Origin of the sequence: Mumia zhuanghuii, from assembly GCF_042681565.1 — a bacterium.
In the GTDB taxonomy this organism is placed as follows: domain Bacteria; phylum Actinomycetota; class Actinomycetes; order Propionibacteriales; family Nocardioidaceae; genus Mumia.
Genome location: NZ_JBHUFT010000008.1, coordinates 2042854 through 2059710, shown reverse-complemented (window position 1 = coordinate 2059710; position 16857 = coordinate 2042854). Strand labels below are relative to the sequence as shown.

The 16857-nt window shown below is 70.4% G+C and carries 16 protein-coding genes; 9 read left to right on the top strand and 7 right to left on the bottom strand.

What is annotated here, in order from left to right; translation table 11 throughout:
• Positions 1-183: 183 nt before the first annotated feature.
• Positions 184-387 (top strand): cold-shock protein, encoded by a 204-nt coding sequence (locus tag ACFSDF_RS18335; protein ID WP_139105401.1) that lies wholly within the window; start codon positions 184-186, stop codon positions 385-387.
• A gap of 352 nt (positions 388-739) precedes the next feature.
• Entirely contained in the window at positions 740-2062 is a 1323-nt protein-coding gene (locus ACFSDF_RS18330) for a helix-turn-helix domain-containing protein (RefSeq protein ID WP_167003132.1), read from the top strand.
• A gap of 12 nt (positions 2063-2074) precedes the next feature.
• Here the strand turns inward: ACFSDF_RS18330 and ACFSDF_RS18325 are convergent, their stop codons facing one another.
• Genes ACFSDF_RS18325 through ACFSDF_RS18315 form a run of 3 tightly spaced genes read right to left on the bottom strand, consistent with a single transcriptional unit; the run spans position 2075 to position 5444 of the window.
• Positions 2075-3514 (bottom strand): pyridoxal phosphate-dependent decarboxylase family protein, encoded by a 1440-nt coding sequence (locus tag ACFSDF_RS18325; RefSeq protein WP_167250682.1) that lies wholly within the window; start codon positions 3512-3514, stop codon positions 2075-2077.
• Positions 3511-4914 (bottom strand): MFS transporter, encoded by a 1404-nt coding sequence (locus ACFSDF_RS18320; protein WP_377158652.1) that lies wholly within the window; start codon positions 4912-4914, stop codon positions 3511-3513. The genes ACFSDF_RS18325 and ACFSDF_RS18320 overlap by 4 nt, the downstream gene beginning before the upstream one ends.
• Positions 4915-4967: 53 nt before the next feature.
• Positions 4968-5444: a hypothetical protein gene (locus ACFSDF_RS18315; protein WP_377158650.1), complete on the bottom strand. Its 477-nt coding sequence runs from the start codon at positions 5442-5444 to the stop codon at positions 4968-4970.
• A 211-nt stretch (positions 5445-5655) separates the two neighbouring features.
• Here ACFSDF_RS18315 and ACFSDF_RS18310 point away from each other — a divergent pair, with 211 nt between their 5' ends.
• From ACFSDF_RS18310 to ACFSDF_RS18300, 3 genes are all read left to right on the top strand, one after another.
• Positions 5656-6264 carry a MurR/RpiR family transcriptional regulator gene (locus ACFSDF_RS18310; RefSeq protein WP_377158648.1) on the top strand — a complete coding sequence of 203 codons (609 nt, stop codon included), beginning with the start codon at positions 5656-5658 and terminating at the stop codon, positions 6262-6264.
• A gap of 320 nt (positions 6265-6584) precedes the next feature.
• Complete coding sequence (locus tag ACFSDF_RS18305) at positions 6585-7016, top strand: NfeD family protein (RefSeq protein ID WP_167250678.1); 432 nt, start codon at positions 6585-6587, stop codon at positions 7014-7016.
• Positions 7004-8041 (top strand): SPFH domain-containing protein, encoded by a 1038-nt coding sequence (locus ACFSDF_RS18300; RefSeq protein WP_377158646.1) that lies wholly within the window; start codon positions 7004-7006, stop codon positions 8039-8041. Before ACFSDF_RS18305 ends, ACFSDF_RS18300 begins: the two co-directional genes overlap by 13 nt.
• Here ACFSDF_RS18300 and ACFSDF_RS18295 read toward each other — a convergent pair whose 3' ends face one another.
• Positions 8042-8479 carry a MarR family winged helix-turn-helix transcriptional regulator gene (locus tag ACFSDF_RS18295; protein WP_167003144.1) on the bottom strand — a complete coding sequence of 146 codons (438 nt, stop codon included), beginning with the start codon at positions 8477-8479 and terminating at the stop codon, positions 8042-8044. It abuts the gene before it with no gap.
• 193 nt (positions 8480-8672) lie between these two features.
• Between ACFSDF_RS18295 and ACFSDF_RS18290 the strand changes: the two genes are divergently transcribed.
• The 3 genes from ACFSDF_RS18290 (at position 8673) to ACFSDF_RS18280 (ending at position 13370) form a co-directional block, all read left to right on the top strand.
• Entirely contained in the window at positions 8673-10505 is a 1833-nt protein-coding gene (locus ACFSDF_RS18290) for an ABC transporter ATP-binding protein (protein WP_377158644.1), read from the top strand.
• Positions 10506-10648: 143 nt separating this feature from the next.
• Positions 10649-12781 carry an elongation factor G-like protein EF-G2 gene (locus tag ACFSDF_RS18285; RefSeq protein ID WP_377158642.1) on the top strand — a complete coding sequence of 711 codons (2133 nt, stop codon included), beginning with the start codon at positions 10649-10651 and terminating at the stop codon, positions 12779-12781.
• A 31-nt stretch (positions 12782-12812) separates the two neighbouring features.
• Complete coding sequence (locus ACFSDF_RS18280) at positions 12813-13370, top strand: Rho termination factor N-terminal domain-containing protein (protein ID WP_377158640.1); 558 nt, start codon at positions 12813-12815, stop codon at positions 13368-13370.
• Positions 13371-13570: 200 nt separating this feature from the next.
• On the opposite strand, the gene ACFSDF_RS18275 is transcribed toward ACFSDF_RS18280, so the two are convergent.
• The 3 genes from ACFSDF_RS18275 to ACFSDF_RS18265 all read right to left on the bottom strand — a co-directional run bounded on the left by ACFSDF_RS18275 (position 13571) and on the right by ACFSDF_RS18265 (position 16298).
• Positions 13571-15502 carry a CocE/NonD family hydrolase gene (locus ACFSDF_RS18275; protein WP_167003152.1) on the bottom strand — a complete coding sequence of 644 codons (1932 nt, stop codon included), beginning with the start codon at positions 15500-15502 and terminating at the stop codon, positions 13571-13573.
• Between the two features lie 53 nt (positions 15503-15555).
• Positions 15556-16062 carry an NADPH-dependent FMN reductase gene (locus ACFSDF_RS18270; RefSeq protein ID WP_167003154.1) on the bottom strand — a complete coding sequence of 169 codons (507 nt, stop codon included), beginning with the start codon at positions 16060-16062 and terminating at the stop codon, positions 15556-15558.
• Positions 16063-16145: 83 nt separating this feature from the next.
• Positions 16146-16298, bottom strand: a complete 153-nt coding sequence (locus ACFSDF_RS18265) for a hypothetical protein (protein WP_167003156.1) — start codon at positions 16296-16298, stop codon at positions 16146-16148.
• Positions 16299-16468: 170 nt separating this feature from the next.
• Between ACFSDF_RS18265 and ACFSDF_RS18260 the strand changes: the two genes are divergently transcribed.
• The gene (locus ACFSDF_RS18260) at positions 16469-16831 is read left to right on the top strand and encodes a hypothetical protein (protein ID WP_167003157.1); all 363 of its coding nucleotides are present in this window, start codon (positions 16469-16471) and stop codon (positions 16829-16831) included.
• Positions 16832-16857 lie beyond the last annotated feature (26 nt).

The window sequence follows — 16857 nt, the reverse complement described above, 5'->3', positions numbered from 1 at the left end:
GACCTGCTAGGGTTCTGGAAGAAGTTGTTCGGTTCAGCGCAGGTGAAACTCCGCGCCTTCGGTTCGACCGTTGGCGCGTTTGTCTTACCTGCGTCGGGCACACCACCACGAACGTGTGGCGGTGGAACAACATGCACGGGGGTCGGCAACGGCCGGCTCCACAGTTCGACGAAAGAGCAAGAAATGTCGCAAGGCACCGTGAAGTGGTTCAACGACGAGAAGGGCTTCGGCTTCATCGCGCAAGACGGTGGCGGTGACGACGTGTTCGTCCACTACACCGCAATCACTGGGAACGGCTTCCGCACGCTGGCCGAGAACCAGCGCGTCGAGTTCGACGTCACCCAGGGCCAGAAGGGCCCGCAGGCGGAGAACGTTCGCGCCATCTGAGAAGTCGTCTCTCCACGAGACTTCTGACGAGGGCCCCGACACCGGATGGTGTCGGGGCCCTCGCTCGTGTCGACCTCTTGCGCGCTCCGTACCCCCGCAGCGGAGCGAGCAGGACGTCGACCAGATCGCCCGAGAACTGGTCCCCGGGCCACGTCCGCGACCAGATGGTGCGGGACGTACAGCCATCCCAGCCACCCTCCGCGCGCGTGGCAAGGGTTGCAGCGGGGTTGCAACTGTTGTCGGCAGACCTTGCCCACGACACGGACAAAGGTTGTGTCAAAGGCTGGGCTCTGCTTCCTCCAGGCCGTACGGTGGGGTCTGCGAGGAGGGCACGGCGACCCGGGGGGTGAGGATGACCGCTCCGCGTACTGAGGCTTCGACGTCGGGTATCGATCTTCGCAGCCTCTACCGCATCCGCTCTGACGTCCTCGCCGGACGCTCGCCCGAGCACGAGCCGCGCGCCCTCGTTCGTGCCTCATGGGACCGCACCAGGACGCTCGGGCTCACCCCGGACGGCACACCGCCGGAGCCGCCGGTCGCTGCCGCCGAGGTCGAGGCCGAACGCGCGGCCAGCGCGCTGCGCCCGATGGTCGACCAGCTCAGCGACCTCTTGCGCGGCGCGGTCAACTCCGCAGGCATGCTGCTCGCGATCACCTCTGCCGACGCCCGCATCCTGTGGCGGGCCGGCTCCGGGCCCCTGCGCCGCCACGCCGACGAGCTCGGGATGGTCCCCGGTGCGACCTGGGCCGAGGGCAACGTGGGGACCAACGCGATCGGGACCGCGCTCGTCGAGGGTGTTCCGGTCGGCATCCATGCTGCCGAGCACTACGCCGAGGACCACCTCCCGTGGTCGTGCGCGGCCGCGCCTGTGCGCGACCCCCTGACCGGCGACCAGATCGGCGTGGTCGACCTCAGCTATCGCAACCCCAGCGTCAACCCGCTCGCACTCCCCCACGTCGTGATGGCCGCACAGCTCGCCGAGGCTCAGCTGCGCCAGCGCTACCACGACAACGCCGACCGGCTCCGCACCTACGCCGCACCGATGCTCGCACGGCTCGGAGGCCCCGCGCTGGCCGTGACCCGCGACGGGATCTGCGCCGCCGCCGTCGGCACCGAGCCACCGCCACGGGTGGACCTCCCTCGCGAGATCGAGCCTGGGTCGCTCTGGCTGCCGACCCTCGGCAACGTCATCGCCGAGCCCGTGCCGGACGGGTGGCTCCTGCGGCTCGCCCACGACGGCTCCGACCACGAGCCGACGACCCGTGTCCGTCTCGACCTCACCCGCACCCCGGCGATCGTCGAGGTGACGGGGCCGAGCGGCTCCTGGAGCCATGCCCTCTCCCCCCGGCACTCCGAGATCCTTCTGTCGCTGGTGCGCAACCCCGACGGCCGCTCGGCGTCCGAGCTCGCCAACGATCTCTTCGGCAACGCCGCCCGTACAGTGACCGTACGGGCCGAGATGTCGAGGCTGCGGCGGACCCTGGGCGGTGTCCTCGGGGCGATGCCATACCGGGTCAGCGAAGCCGTCGACATCGAGGTCGAGCTGCCGGACGACCCTGCGGCGCTCATCCCGGGCTCTGCGGCCCCGATCGTGGTGAGCACCCGTGACGACCTCGCGGCCGAGCTCCGCGAGCGTGCCGAGTCGCCGCCCGCCGGCCGCCACCGCGCCTACTGACGCTCCTGGCCTTCAGCGCGTCAGCCGGTCGAGGAACGCGACCATCAGTGCCTCGCGCAGCGCAGGGGGCGCCACATCGAGGAGTGCGTTGACCGGGGCCATCCGTGCGGGCACGCCGACCGCACCGTCGTCGCCAGCCAGCCCCGCCAACGCCAGCAGGCCGTCGAACGCGGCGTCGTCCAGCGTCGCGGGATCGAGAGCCTGTGCCGCCGCCCGCAGCTGAGGGTCGATGACGACAGGACCGGTGGCCACGGCTTCGGTCACGGCATCACGCAGCGTGTTGAGGAACTCCGGGACAAGGTCGGCCGTCGCTGCCGAGACGGTCAGGTGCAAGGTCGGCGGGAGCTCGCCGTACGCCATCTGCGGCTGCACGAACCACCCGCGGTCGAGCATCGCGTCGCTGAGCGTGAAGACGTCGCACGCCTCGTCGGTGCTCACGGCCACGAGAGTCGTGTCAGGTGCTGACGCCAACCGCAGGTGGGCGATCTCGGCGACACCCGCAGCGAGCGCGCGCGTGCCGTCGTAGGCGCGTCGGGCGAGGACGTGGTAGCCCTCGTCGCCCAGGTAGGAGACGACCGCCCACGCCGCGGCGAGCGGGCCGCCGGACTTCGTCGACTGCATCGTCGCGTTGAGCATGGTGTAGCCGGGCCAGTCGGCGCTGGCGAAGAACTGGGGGCGCCGGAGCTGTGGGGTGCGGTGCAGCAGCAGCGAGACACCCTTGGGCGTGTAGGCGTACTTGTGGAGGTCCGCGGAGATGCTCGTGACGCCCTCGACCGCGAAGTCCCACGGGGTCGCGACCAGACCGTCGCGCTCGAGCCACGGCAGGACCCAGCCCCCGATGCAGGCGTCGACGTGGAAGCGGACGCCTCGCGCCGCCGCAGCAGACGCGATCTGAGGGATAGGGTCGACGACCCCGTGGGCGTACGAGGGCGCGCTCGCTGCGACGAGGACGACACGGTCGGCGTACGTCTCGAGTGCGGCGACCATCGATGCGGGGTCGGCCCGGAAGGTCTGCGGATCGACAGGGACGCTCACCCGCTCGACACCGAAGTAGTGCGCAGCCTTGTGGAACGCCGCGTGGATCGTCGTCGGGACCACCATCACCGGGCGTGCGACGTCGGGGTGTGCGTCGCGGGCGGTCTGCACGGCGAGGAGGATCGACTCCGTACCGCCCGACGTCACCGTGCCGACTGCGGTCGGCGGGGCGTGGAAGAGCGGTCGCGCGAAGGCGACGAGGTCGCGCTCCATCGCGAGCAGGCTCGGGAACGCGGTCGGGTCGAGACCGTTCGTCGCCCCGTAGGCCGCGAGCGCCTCTCTGCCGAGCGTGTCGGCCTCGGCGATGCCGGAGTCGTACACGTAGGCGAGCGTGCGTCCGCCATGGGTCGGGAGGTCGTCGGCACGCAGCGCGAGGAGGCGGCTCAGGACGTCGTCGACGGTGCGGTCAGTGGTCATGGGGTCGGCTCCTCGGGCGGGTGGTCTGGGGTGATGGCAGCGGTGGCGACCGTGTGGACACGGTCGTCGAGGGTGTAGCGGCGCAGCCACAGGAGGCTCAGTGCCACGAGGACAGCGGGCACGACGGAGAAGCCAATCGCGATGGCGGTCAGCGCCGAGTCGGGCTGCGCGACATCCTCACCGCCGCGCGAGGACACATAGCCGCCGAGGGACAGCACGAGGGCGTACAGGCCCGGCCCGAGCGCGAGGCCCAACGTCTCGCCCGCGGTCCAGACGCCGGTGAAGACGCCGATGCGGTTCTCGCCCGTGCGTGCGGCGTGCTCGGCCGCGACGTCGGGAACCATCGCCATCGGGAAGACCTGCGCACCGGCATAGCCGATCCCGACGAACGCGGCCGCGATGTACGCCGCCCACGCCGTCCCCGTCACGGCGACGAGCAGGCCGATCGACCCCACCACGAGGAATCCGGTCGCGAGGACGTAGCCGTGACGCTTGCCGCGGCGCGCGGCGACACGCTCCCAGAGCGGGGTGACGACGAGCGCGGGTCCGACGAACGCCACGAAGAGGAAGGTCGACGCCCCGCCACCGTCGAGCAGGTGAGAGGCGACGTAGGCGACGCCCGCGAGCATCGCCCCGACGCCGAGCGCCTGGAGGACGAACGTGATGAGGAGGTTGCGGAAATCCGTCGACTGTCCGACCAGGCGCAACTGCTCACGGAGACTGCCGGACGGGCTCGCCATCCCGTGATCGGGCGCACGACGGGTGCCGAGGTAGGCGCCGAGCACCCCCACGACGAGGATCAGCCCGATGTAGACACCCATCACGCGGTAGCCGGTGGCCTCGGAGGTCGCCTCGCCCACCGCGTCGACGACCATGGGAGCCGTCGCCCCCGACAACAAGATGGCGAGCGCCAGAACGATGACCCGCCACGTCATCAGTCTCGTACGCTCGTCGTAGTCGAGGGTCATCTCGGCGGGCATCGCGACGTACGGCACCTGGAAGAACGCGTAGGCGCTCGCGCACGCCAGGAACATCACGACCACCCAGGCGCCGGCGAGCCAGGTCGGCTCCGACGGCCCGGCGAAGATGAGCGCGAAGGTCACCGCGAGCAGGAGACCGGCACGCAGCAGGAACGGCCTGCGCCGCCCGCGTGGACTCGTCGACCTGTCGCTGATCCGGCCCGCCACCGGGTTGAGGAAGACGTCCCACGCCTTCGGCGCGAAGACCATGACGCCGGCGATCCCGGCTGCCACGCCCAGGGTGTCGGTGAGGTAGGGAAGGAGCAGCAGGCCGGGGACGGTGCCGAACGTGCCGGTCGCGACGGAGCCGAGCGCGTAGCCACGCCGGACCGACGGAGCGAGAGGCTCGGCCGCGGCGCCCGGCGGAGGTGTCGAGAGCATGCGACGTTTCTACCGCACGATCCAGGGCACGTGTCCAGGATCACGCACACCGCTCACGGTGCGAGGCCGACGCCCCACGCGCGCAGGTCGTCCGTCCGTGCGACCGCCCACCCGTTGCGCTCGATGCGGAGCCCGTCGGGCCGTGGCACTCCCACCCACGCGACCGGTGACGGCCGCCATCCGAGCACGACCCCCGACTCGACGGCGCTCGCACGCAGGTAATCGGAGGCCTCGACGTCCTCGGGACGCTCACCCGACCAGGCGGAGACGGCGTCGACAGCCTCGAGCCGGCTCGACACCTGCACGCGGAGCACGTCGCGTGCCTCGACCATCCAGGTGAGTCGGGAGCCGCTGGACCACGACTCGAGCAGAAGCACCGGGGACCCGTCATCGAGCAGCGCCCACGGGAAATGTCGCTGACCCCACAGGCTCCAGTAGGCCGACCCGCGTAGCCCTTCGGCCGTGTCTGGACCGTCTGCAACGTCGGCGCGACGACGGTGACGGCGGTGCTGGACAAGGACTGCGGACATGGTGGTCTCCTTCGGTCGACGACGAGACCTCGACGGTAGGGGCGTGGCGCCGGCCTGACGGGCGTCCTCCACAGGACGAGGTGGCAGCCACGACTTTCCCCAGGTCGCGCGACCGCGCGAGTTCTCCCTCGGCGGATCAGCCATTCCTGCCCTTGCTCTTCACCGCACGGTTTACGATCCAGGTGCACCCTCACCCCACAGGAGAGTACGGATGAGCGACGACGCGACCGCCCGTCCGCAACGGCGATCCTCGGCCCTGCTGAAGCGACGCCTCGTCGAGGATCAGCGTCGACAGCTCGACGCGATGCTCGACTGGGCGTTGACCGATCCCGGCGTCGAAGAGATGGCCGCGCAGATCGTCGGAGCGCGCCGGCGCTTCATCATCGGCGCCACGAAGTCGTTCGCGTACGCCTCGCTCCTCGCACTCGACCTCAGCGCGAGCCTCGCCAACGTCCACCTCGTCGACGGCACGATCATCCGGCCGATCGACGTGCTGAGCGACGTGCGCAGCTCCGACGTCATGGTCGCGTTCTCGATCCAGCGCTATCGCAAGTACACGATCGACATCGCCACCGCATTCCATGAGGCCGGCGGCCGGCTCCTCGTCATCACCGACGCACCCGACGCACCGCTGGCCGACGTCGGCGCGGACGTCGTGCTCGTCCCGCCGGCCGGGGTCTCGTACGACAGCTCCCCGCCGAGCCTGAGCCTGCTCATCGGCGTCATCGCGGCGCTGACCGCGGCGAGCGCCAAGGGTGCCGGCCGCCGCAGCGCGCAGCGCGACCACCTCGGCGAGATCCTCGATCTCTACGTCGACTGACGCCGTTCTTGGACGAGTGACCTAGATCACCACCTGAACCACGTCATAACGGACACGCCCCCTCGTCTCACATGTGTCACGGGGTCGGGATCAACGTGCCCCCCGCCGTAACCCCGACCCGATCCCGTGACCTCCAAGCGTCACGGGCCCAGGCTCCCCCTCCCGGGTCCGTGACACCCCTTGAGCCGCTCGCGCGCATCCCTCGGGCGCGAGCGGCTCAACCATGCCGGCGGGTCGCTCGCGCCTGGGAAACGTGGGAGTCCACACGCGCGCGGAGTACAGTCGAGTGCACCCCCGGCAGGACGGGGAGGTGTGCGCACATGCCGTGGTTCGTGTGGCTGACCGTGGCCATCGGCCTGGCCGTCGCCGAATTCTTCACCCTGACCTTCGCCCTCGGCCTGCTCGCCGTCGCGGCGCTCGTCGCGGCCATCGTCGCGGGAGTGGACGGACCCCTGTCCATGCAGCTCCTCGCCTTCACCGTGACCGCAGCAGCCACCCTCCTGGTCGTACGCCCGGTCGCCCGGCGCCACCTGACTCAGCCGCCGCTGCTGCGCGACGGGAGCGAGGCGCTGGTCGGACGCACCGGCATCGTGACCCAGGAGGTCACCGCCTTGCACGGGCTGGTCCGTCTCTCGGGCGAGGAGTGGTCGGCGCGCGCGTACGACTCAAGCGCCGTGATCCCCGCAGGGGAACGGGTGGACGTGATCGAGATCGACGGTGCGACCGCGATCGTGCACAGGTGGGAGACGTGATGGAGCTGGCGGTCCCGATCATCGTGGCGGCGGTCGTCGTCGCCTTCGCCGTGCTTTCGACCGTGCGTGTGGTGCCGCAAGCACGTCGCTTCAACGTCGAGCGCTTCGGGCGCTACCGGACCACGCTGCAGCCGGGCCTGAACTTCATCATCCCGGTCGCGGACCGGATCAACACCAAGCTCGACGTGCGCGAGCAGGTGCTGTCGTCGCGGCCGCAGCCGGTGATCACCGAGGACAACCTCGTGGTCAACATCGACACCGTCCTCTATTACCAGATCACCGATCCCCGGGCAGCCGCGTACGAGGTGGCGAACTACCTCCAGGCGATCGACCAGCTCACGGTGACCACCTTGCGCAACGTCATCGGGTCGATGGACCTCGAGCGGACGCTCACGTCACGCGAGGAGATCAACACGCGGCTCCGCAACGTCCTCGACGACGCGACAGGCAAGTGGGGGATCCGCGTCAACCGGGTCGAGATCAAGGCGATCGACCCGCCGTCGACGATCAAGGAGGCGATGGAGAAGCAGATGCGTGCCGAGCGTGACAAGCGGGCACTGATCCTCCATGCCGAGGGCGAGCGGCAGGCCAAGATCCTCACGGCAGAGGGCACGCGTCAGCAGGAGATCCTCGTCGCGCAGGGCGACCGGCAGGCCGCGATCCTGCGGGCCGACGGCGAAGCGACTGCGCTCGAGCGCGTCTTCCAGGCCGTGCACCAGAACGACGCCGATCCGAAGGTGCTGGCGTACAAGTACCTCGAGATGCTTCCGCAGCTCGCCGGCGGCGAGCACAGCACATTCTGGGTGATTCCCGGTGAGCTCACCCAGGCCGTACGGGCGGTGACGGAGGCGTTCGGCGGGACACCGCACGAGGAAGAGGCGGTCGCGGCGGTCGACGGCCGTCCGGCACCAGGGCCGACGTCGACAGACCCGGCAGCGGCAGTAGAGCAGGCCGCGCGCCAGGCGCAGGACGCGGTGGCCGATGCACGCGCCGAGGTCGCCGCGGCCGAGAGGGGCGCCGAGTAGTCAGCAGACGCGCTCGCCGGCGACCTTCTCGAGGAGCCGGACGAGATCGCGCTGCTCGTCTGCGGACAGGTGCTGCAGGAGTCCGCCAGCTCCGCTTGCGCGCAGCCGGCCGAGCCGCTCGAGGGTGGCGCGACCTGCCGGCGTGAGCGTGACGAGCGTCGCACGCCGGTCACGCGGGTCGGGACTGCGCACGACGTCGCCGGCACGCTCGGCCGCGTCGACCTTCGATGTCACGGACCGCGGGCTCACGCCGAGCGCCTCGGCCAGCTCGCCGGGACGCGCCTCGCCCCCCGCGCGCGCAAGTGCACGCAGCATGCGCATCTGGCCGGGCGCCACCGCCTGCTCGCCCATCTGGGCGTCGGCCTCGCATCGGACCGCACGCATCGCCGCGTGCAGCACAGAGAGGAACTCAGCCCCCGTCGGGCCTTCGGTCGCCATGGCCCGATCCTACCGTGAGCCTTAATGACTTTGTGTCTCCCAGATAGTGAACTAGACTCACCTCTGGTAGAGACCCGTACGGAACAGGAGGTCTCCCATGGAACTCGGTTCTCCCTCCGGAGCCCGCGGCGGTGGCCGCCGCTCCTTCACCCAAGACTCCTCGGTCGCGAAGCACACACTCCACCGAGACACGATGCGCCGCGTCCTCGCCTTCGCCAAACCCCAACGCGGCCAGCTCGCGATCTTCCTCGTCATCATCGCCATCGCCGCCGCCGCAGGCGCACTGACCCCGCTGCTCGTCCGCGACCTCATCGACGACGGCATCACCGGCGGCGACCGCGGACTGGTGGTCACCCTCGCTCTCGTCATCGCCGCCCTCGCCCTCGTCGGCGCCGTCCTCACGGTCCTCCAGACCTGGGTGTCCGCACGCATCGGAGAGCGTCTGATCTTCGACCTGCGGACCGCCGTCTTCGACCACGTCCAGCAGATGCCGCTCGCGTTCTTCTCTCGTGCCCGCACCGGCGCGCTGGTCCAGCGGCTCAACGGCGACGTCCTGGGTGCTCAGCAAGCCTTCACCTCGACACTCTCGAATGTCGTCAGCAACTCGCTCACGATCGTCTTCACGCTCGCGGCGATGATCACGATGTCGTGGCAGCTCACCCTCGTCTCTCTCGTCCTCCTGCCTGCCTTTGTCCTGCCCGCGCGCTGGGTCGGCCGCAAGCTCGCCGGGATCACCCGCGAGCGCTATGCGCTCAACGCCGACGTCGCGCAGATGATGAACGAGCGCTTCAATGTGGCGGGGGCGCACCTGGTCAAGGTGTACGGCCACCCGGCGGCCGAGTCCGCGGACTTCGCCGGCAAGGCCGGGCGCGTCCGCGACATCGGTGTCCGTGCTGCGGTGCTCGGCACGTACTTCCGGGCCGGGCTCACGGCCGTGGCCGCCGTCGGCACCGCGATCGTCTACGGCGCCGGCGGCCTGATGGCGATCGGAGGGTCCCTGACGGTCGGCATGGTCGTCGCACTCACGGCGTACCTCGGCCGCCTGTACGGCCCGATCACCGCGATGTCCAACGTCCAGGTCGACGTGATGACCGCCTTGGTCAGCTTCGAGCGCGTCCTCGAGGTGCTCGACCTCGAACCGATGGTCGCTGACGCCCCGGATGCGCACGACCTCGCCGACGACCTGGCGCGCAACGGCGCGACGCTCGAGCTCGACGGTGTCGCCTTCCGCTATCCCGCCGCGTCGGAGGTCTCGCTCGCGTCGCTCGAGGACGTGGCGACGCTGGGCAACGACCCGGTCACCGACACCCTGCACGACGTGAGCTTTGCCGTGCCCGCCGGTGCCACCGTCGCGCTCGTCGGTCACTCCGGTGCCGGCAAGACCACGATCTCTCAGCTCGCGACACGCATGTACGACCCCACGGCGGGTGCTGTCCGGATCGCGGGTGCCGACCTCCGCAACGTGACCCAGCGGTCGCTGCACGACGCGGTCGGTGTCGTGACCCAGGAGGCGCACCTCTTCCACGACACGATCGCGGCGAACCTCCGCTACGCCAAGCCGGACGCCACCGATGCCGAGCTCGAGACGGCGCTGCGCCGGGCCCACGTGTGGGAGCTCGTAGCGTCGCTCCCGAGCGGCCTCGAGACGGTCGTCGGCGACCGCGGCTACCGACTGTCCGGCGGGGAGCGTCAACGTCTCGCGATCGCCAGGATGCTGCTCAAGGAGCCCGCGTTCGTCGTCCTCGACGAGGCCACGGCCCACCTCGACTCCGAGTCGGAGGCGGCCGTCCAGGCTGCGCTCGACGAGGCGTTATCGCGCTGCACCTCGCTCGTCATCGCGCACCGCCTCTCGACGATCCGGAATGCCGACCTGATCCTCGTCCTCGATGGCGGACGAGTCGTCGAGAGCGGGACGCACGCCGAGCTTCTCGCGGGCGGTGGCACCTACGCCGACCTCTATCGGACCCAGTTCGCGAGCAGTGCCGACCGCACGGACGAGCCCTCGGCCGACCGCGCGATGGCGTGACGCACAAGGGCTGCGTTCCCCCTGGTGCCGCCGGACACCACGCGTCCTGATCAATTCCGTCGCACCCCACTTGCCCTCGACGCGCTGCGGGAGTGTGATCGACCCTAGAGAAACGACGGACGAGGTCGAGCGGGGTGGCGTCAATGGGCGCGAGGGGGACCGATGAGGGTCGCAGACGCGGCAGCGGTGCACCACCGCTGACGACGACCGACCCGAGTGACATCCGCAACATTGCCGTCGTCGGACCTTCGGGCTCGGGCAAGACGACGCTCGTCGAGGCACTGCTGGCAGCGTCCGGCACGATCTCTCGCGCAGGGTCCGTCGATGCGGGGACGAGCGTCGGCGACCACGACCCCGCGGCCGTGCGCCAGCACCGTACGGTCGGGCTCTCGGTCGCGCCGCTCGCGCACGAGGCGACGAAGGTCAACCTCGTCGACACGCCCGGGTACGCCGACTTCGTCGGTGAGCTGCGCGCGGGGATGCGCGCGGCCGACTCCGCGCTCTTCGTCGTCTCGGCGACCGAGGAGGTCGACGTCGCGACGCGCGCGGTGTGGGACGAGTGCGCGGCGGCCGGCATGCCTCGCGCGCTGGTCATCGCTCGGATCGATCACCAGCGCGCAGCCGTCGATGCGGCGCTGGCGAGCCTACGAGGGGACCTCGGCGAGGGCGTGCACCCGGTCTACGAGCTGGACCCTGACGGCCTGATCGGGCTCATCAGCCTCCGCCGTTCGGTCTACGCCGACGGGAAACGGACACTCGTCACGCCCGACGAGGCCGACCTCGACCGTGTACGACCCGACCGCGACTCGCTCATCGAGGCGGTGATCGCCGAGAGCGAGGACGAGGCGCTCATGGAGCGCTACCTCGCGGGCGAACCTGTCGAGGCCGACGTGCTCATCCGCGACCTCGAGACGGCCGTCACCCGCGGGACCCTCTTCCCGGTCTTCCTCGTCTCGTCGCTGACGGGGGTGGGCATCGCCGACCTCCTCGACGCGCTCCCCCGGGCGTTCCCGTCACCACGCGAGCGCCCGCTCCCGGTCGCCACCGACCCGCGCGGCCGCAACCACGCCCCGCTTGCGCCCGACCCGAGCGGGCCGTTCGCCGCGGAGGTCATCCATACAGAGGTCGACGCGTACGTCGGCCGCGTCTCGCTGCTGAGGGTGTTCTCCGGGACGCTCCGGCCGGACGACACCGTGCACGTCTCCGGCCACGGCATGGCAGACCGCGGGCACGAGGACCATGACGACGACGAACGCGTCGCGCACGTCTACTCACCGCTCGGGGGCACGCTCACCGAGGTGCCGTACGCGGTCGCCGGCGACATCTGCGCGATCACCAAGGCGGGCTCGGCAGAGACCGGGGACACGCTCTCCTCCCCCGACGACCCGCTGCTCATCCATCCGTGGCCGATGCCCGAGCCGATGCTGCCGATCGCGGTCGTCGCCAAGACCCGGCGGGACGAGGACACCCTGTCGCGCAACCTCGCCCGCCTCGTCGCCGCCGACCCGACGCTGCGCCTCGAGCGCAATGCGGAGACCGGCCAGCTCGTCCTGTGGTGCATGGGCGAGTCCCATGCAGACGTCGTGCTGTCGCGGCTGCGCGAGGGCGGTGCAGACGTCGAGACCGAGCCCGTACGGGTGGCGCTGCGCGAGACGTTCACCGGACCTGCAAAGGGGCACGGACGGCATGTGAAGCAGTCCGGCGGGCACGGGCAGTACGCGGTCTGCGAGATCGAGGTGGAGCCGCTCCCCCGAGGGGGCGGCTTCTCGTTCGTCGACAAGGTGGTCGGCGGCGCCGTGCCGCGGCAGTTCATCCCCAGCGTCGAGAAGGGCGTACGCACACAGCTGGAGCGCGGCCTCGCCGAAGGGTGCCCCGTCGTCGACGTGCGCGTCACCCTCACCGGCGGCAAGTCGCACAGCGTGGACTCCTCGGACGCTGCCTTCCAGGCCGCAGGCGCGATGGCGCTCAAGGATGCCGCTGCGAGCGCGCGGGTGATCTTGCTGGAGCCGGTGGACGAGGTCGCCGTGGACGTCCCGGACCAGCACCTCGGCGCCATCCTCGAGGACCTCTCGTCACGCCGCGGACGTGTGCAGGCGACCGATGCCGGGTCGGAGAGTGGACGGAGCATCGTCCGGGCAGCGGTGCCTGCGACGGAGCTGCTCACGTACTCGGTCGACCTCCGGTCGCTCGCCTCCGGGGCGGCGTCGTTCACGCGGACGTTCGCGCAGTATGAGGTGCTGCCGGAGGGCGCACGGTCAGGAACGCGCCTACGCTGACGGTGCCCCGACGTCTCATCGAGGAGGAACCGTGGCGAAGAACACGAAGCCCAGCAAGGTCGAGGTCCAGGTGCGCAAGCGCGTCGCCGATCTGGAGAAGGCGCTCGACGACGCGACGAGTCGGCTCAAGAAGGCACGCAAGGATGCCGACAAGGCGCGGGTCGATGCCAAGAAGACGATCCGCAAGGCGACGAAGTCCGCTCAGCGTCAGATCGCCGAGAGCGCCGACGCAGCACGCGACGAGATCGAGCGCCTGCACACGTCGGTCCGTCGGGACTCCGCGGCCGGCACTGCGCCGGCAGCGAAGAGGTCGACCGCCAAGAGGTCGACCGCGAAGAGGTCGACGGCGAAGAGGTCGGCTGCCAAGAAGGCACCAGCCAAGAGGGCGACCGCCAAGAAGGCACCAGCCAAGAGGGCGACGGCCAAGAAGGCACCAGCCAAGGCGACCGCGAAGACGACCGTCGCCGCGAGCGACGGCTCGTACACCTCCATGACCGTTGCCCAGCTCCGCAAGGCGGCGCAGACCAGAGGGGTGAAGGGCTACTCCCGCATGTCGAAGTCCGACCTCATCTCGCGACTCGGCGGATAGACCTCGAGCTCTGCCAGCTGGAGCCGGTGGTAGCCAGCGCCTGACTCGTCCGGCGACGGGTGCGGCGCCCCACAAGCGCCACGGGATCGACGGGACGGGGACCGCTTCCGGCCACCCGCCTCCGTCCCCGATGTGGGCATTTCGCTACCGAATCGGATGCCGCACTCGGTGGTTGAACGCCCAAATCGGGGACGGGACGGTCAGTCGTCGAGGAGGGCGGGGAGAGCGCGCTCGCCGGACGGTGCGAGGTCGCTGCGCTTCGGCAGCCAGTCCCAGCCCGCCGGCCACGTCGGCTGCGGCAGCGCCAGACCCGGCAGAGCGAAGCTCGACTTCGTCAGATCCAGCGAGTACGTCGACGCGGTCGTGTCGATGTTCCGTACGCGGCCGTTCGCCGCGCCCACGACGACGACGCCGAGGCGGTGCCCCTTCTTGACGACCGCGTCGTCCGGATCGAGCGTCACCGTCACGTCGTGCGTGCCCGCACCGTCGAGACGCGCCCACCCGCGACCGAGGATCTGCAGCGGTGTCGTGCCGACGTTGCGCGCCATCGTGAAATAGCACCCGTCGTCGGCCGGCGTCGACTCACCCGTGCATGTCTCGGTGGTCGTCGTGGACGCGCCGTCGCCAGTCGTGAGGACGCGCTCGGCCTCGCCGTAGTCGACGAGCATGACGCCCACCTGACCCGTCGGCACCTCGGACGTCACCCTCAGCTTCGCGACCAACGAACCGCTCATCCGGGCGTCGGCGAGCAGCGGGTTGGTGGCGTACAGGAGGCGGTTGGCGTTGGCGCCTTCGGCGACCGCAGCGTTCTCACGCTGGCTCGCGGAGTTGACCCACGTCTGCGAGCCCTTCGCCGGCAGCAGACGCAGCCCACCGTCGGCCTGCGGGCGCAGCGTCGTGGTCGTGAGTCGCGCCGGCCACGTGTGCGAGTCGACCCAGTGGTTCGGCTTCGTCTCCACCGACACCCGCGGCTCACGCAGGATCGTGTTCTTGATCCCCATCAGCTCGTGGTCGAACCAGCGGTGTAGCGTGCTGACCCACTCGTCGCGGTCGATGTCGAACGGGTCTACGTGCCCGACGCGGCTCAGCCACATCTTGCGGATGACCCCCGCCTTGCCGAGCTCCTCCCACCAGGTCGAGAAGTGCCGCGTCTTGACGTTGGTGTCCTGCAGCCCGTGGTAGATGAAGACGCTCGCCTTCACCTTCTCGGCGTTCAGCGCACCTGCGTCGCGGTAGTTGCGCTCGTCCCAGAAGGCGTTGTGCTCGCCGGTCTCGTCGGCGTCCTCGTCGTTCATCCGCTGCAGCGTCGCCGAGCAGTCCTGGGGCTGCGTGCGGTTCGTCGCGACCCGGGCGGCGAGTCCGCTCGAGTAGTTCCAGCTGTACGGGAGCCCCTGCGAGCGGCTGTAGTCGTACCAGGAGCTGATCGCGCTGATCGGCACGATCGTCTCCAGGCCCTTCACGCCGGTGGCCGCGACGCCGTTGGCGATCGTGCCGTCGTACGACTTCCCGATCATGCCGGTCTTGCCGTTGGACCAGTCGGCCTCGACCGGGTTGCCGGCGGCGTCGACGGCCTCGGCGTTGCCGTTGAGCCACTCGACGACGGCCTTGATCGAACCGATGTCGGACTTCCCGCCGGTGTCGACGCAGCCGTTCGAGCGCGACGTGCCGGCGACGTCGGCAGCGACGTACGCGTAGCCGCGCGGCACGAAGTAGTTGTCGTAGAAGAGCGGGAACTTCTCGAGGTTGCCCTCGGCGTCGAAGGTCTTGCACTCCGACTCGTTGCCGCGGCACAGGCTCGTGTAGTACGGGCTCGCGTCCATGACGATCGGGACGTCCACGCCCCTGGTGTCGAGCTCACGCGGCCGCACGATGTCGGCAGCGATCTTGTCCTTCTCGCCATCGCCGTCGAAGTCGGGCGCGATCACCCAGACGGTCTCGCGGATCGCGTCCGCGTAGTCGTAGACAGGGGCGGAGACGCCGCCCTGGAGGACGTACGGCTTGGCCGCCGGAGCAGCGAACGCCGTGGTCGCGGTCCCGGCGACCAGCGCCGTACCGGTGAGCGTGAGGGTGAGGAGGAGGCCGATGCCCGTCCGTGAGGTGCGCGCGCGCCGCGCCACGTTCGCCTGGTGCATGTGCCGCAGTCTGGCGGGCGCCGGCGCGGAGCGCACCCCCTGAAATCAGCCCGTCACGCGCGGACAGCCGAGTCGGCGAGCGCGAGGACCGACGGCGCCCATCGTGCGACGTACGTGTCGAACGCCGACGGGTCGTCGTACCGGCTCTCCTGGAGATAGGTCCCCGGCGCCACGACGGTGGCGCCCAGCTCCACCAGGACCGGCCGCAGGAGCAGCTCGGGCGCGAGCGCGTGGGCGGGTCCGGCGCCCAGCATGAGGGGCACCGCCACCACGCCGGCCAGCCCCGACCCGGTGGCGAACTGGTCGAGGAAGACCTTCAAGATCCCGCTGTACGTCGCCTTGAACGTCGGGCTCGCGACGACGACCAGGTCGCTCGACGCCACCGTGTCGACGGCCGCCTCGACGGCCGGGTCACCCCAGCCGAGGAGCCCCGGCCCGAGCGTCGCGACGTCCACGACGTGGTCCGGTGCTCGCCCGGCCAGCCTGCTCGCGAGCACGATCGCCGCGTCGAGCGTGCGCGATCCGACCTTCGGGTTTCCGGTGACCACAGCGACCTGCACGGACGTGCCTCCTTCTTGGGGACGTTCAGGCCAACCAAACTAGAGCGTCCTTATGGTGTAAGGCCACTGCCTCGCGCTGCTCCTCAGGCCTCGAGCGTGACCTCGCCGTACGGCAGCAGGCGCACCGGACCGACCAGCCCCGTCCGTACGCGGCCGGCCGCGCCGAAGACGTCGGGCTGCGCCGTGCGCATCCGGTTGAACAGCGTGGTCGCGACCTCGACCTCGACGTAGTTCACCCCGGCATTACCGGCTCGCCGGGTCGGCGAAGGTCTGCTCGACGCCTGGCCAGCCGATCCGGCGGCTGAGAGAGGACTGGCTGGGTCGGTCTGGCACGTCGGCTGCTGTAATCCCGAATGAAATCCAGCCAGTGGCCGGAACCGGCCACTCCCATGACATCGTGGCCCGCATGACCTCGGAGCCGTCGACCTCGCCCGCGATCCGCGCAGCCGACCTCACAGCGACAGCAGTGCTTCTCGTCGGCTTCTCGGCGCTGGTCGTGGTGCTCGGCGGAATCGCCGCGTGGCTCGGCCTCGGGTCGAGCCCGTGCCTCGGCGACACGTCCGGCCGCTGCGCCCACGCCCCGGTCGGGCCACGGTTCGTCGCCTGGACGTTGGTGGGTGCGCTGACGATTCTGTGGGCCGTCGCGGTGTGGCGCATCGTGGCGCGCATCCGCGGCGGGCTCACCGCGTGGACGGCGCCGATCCTCGCTGCCGGCGTGGCTGTCTTCCTCATGGCCGTCGGCGCAGTCCTCATGGCGGTCGTCGCCTGAACCCGACGACGGGTGAGACTAGGGCG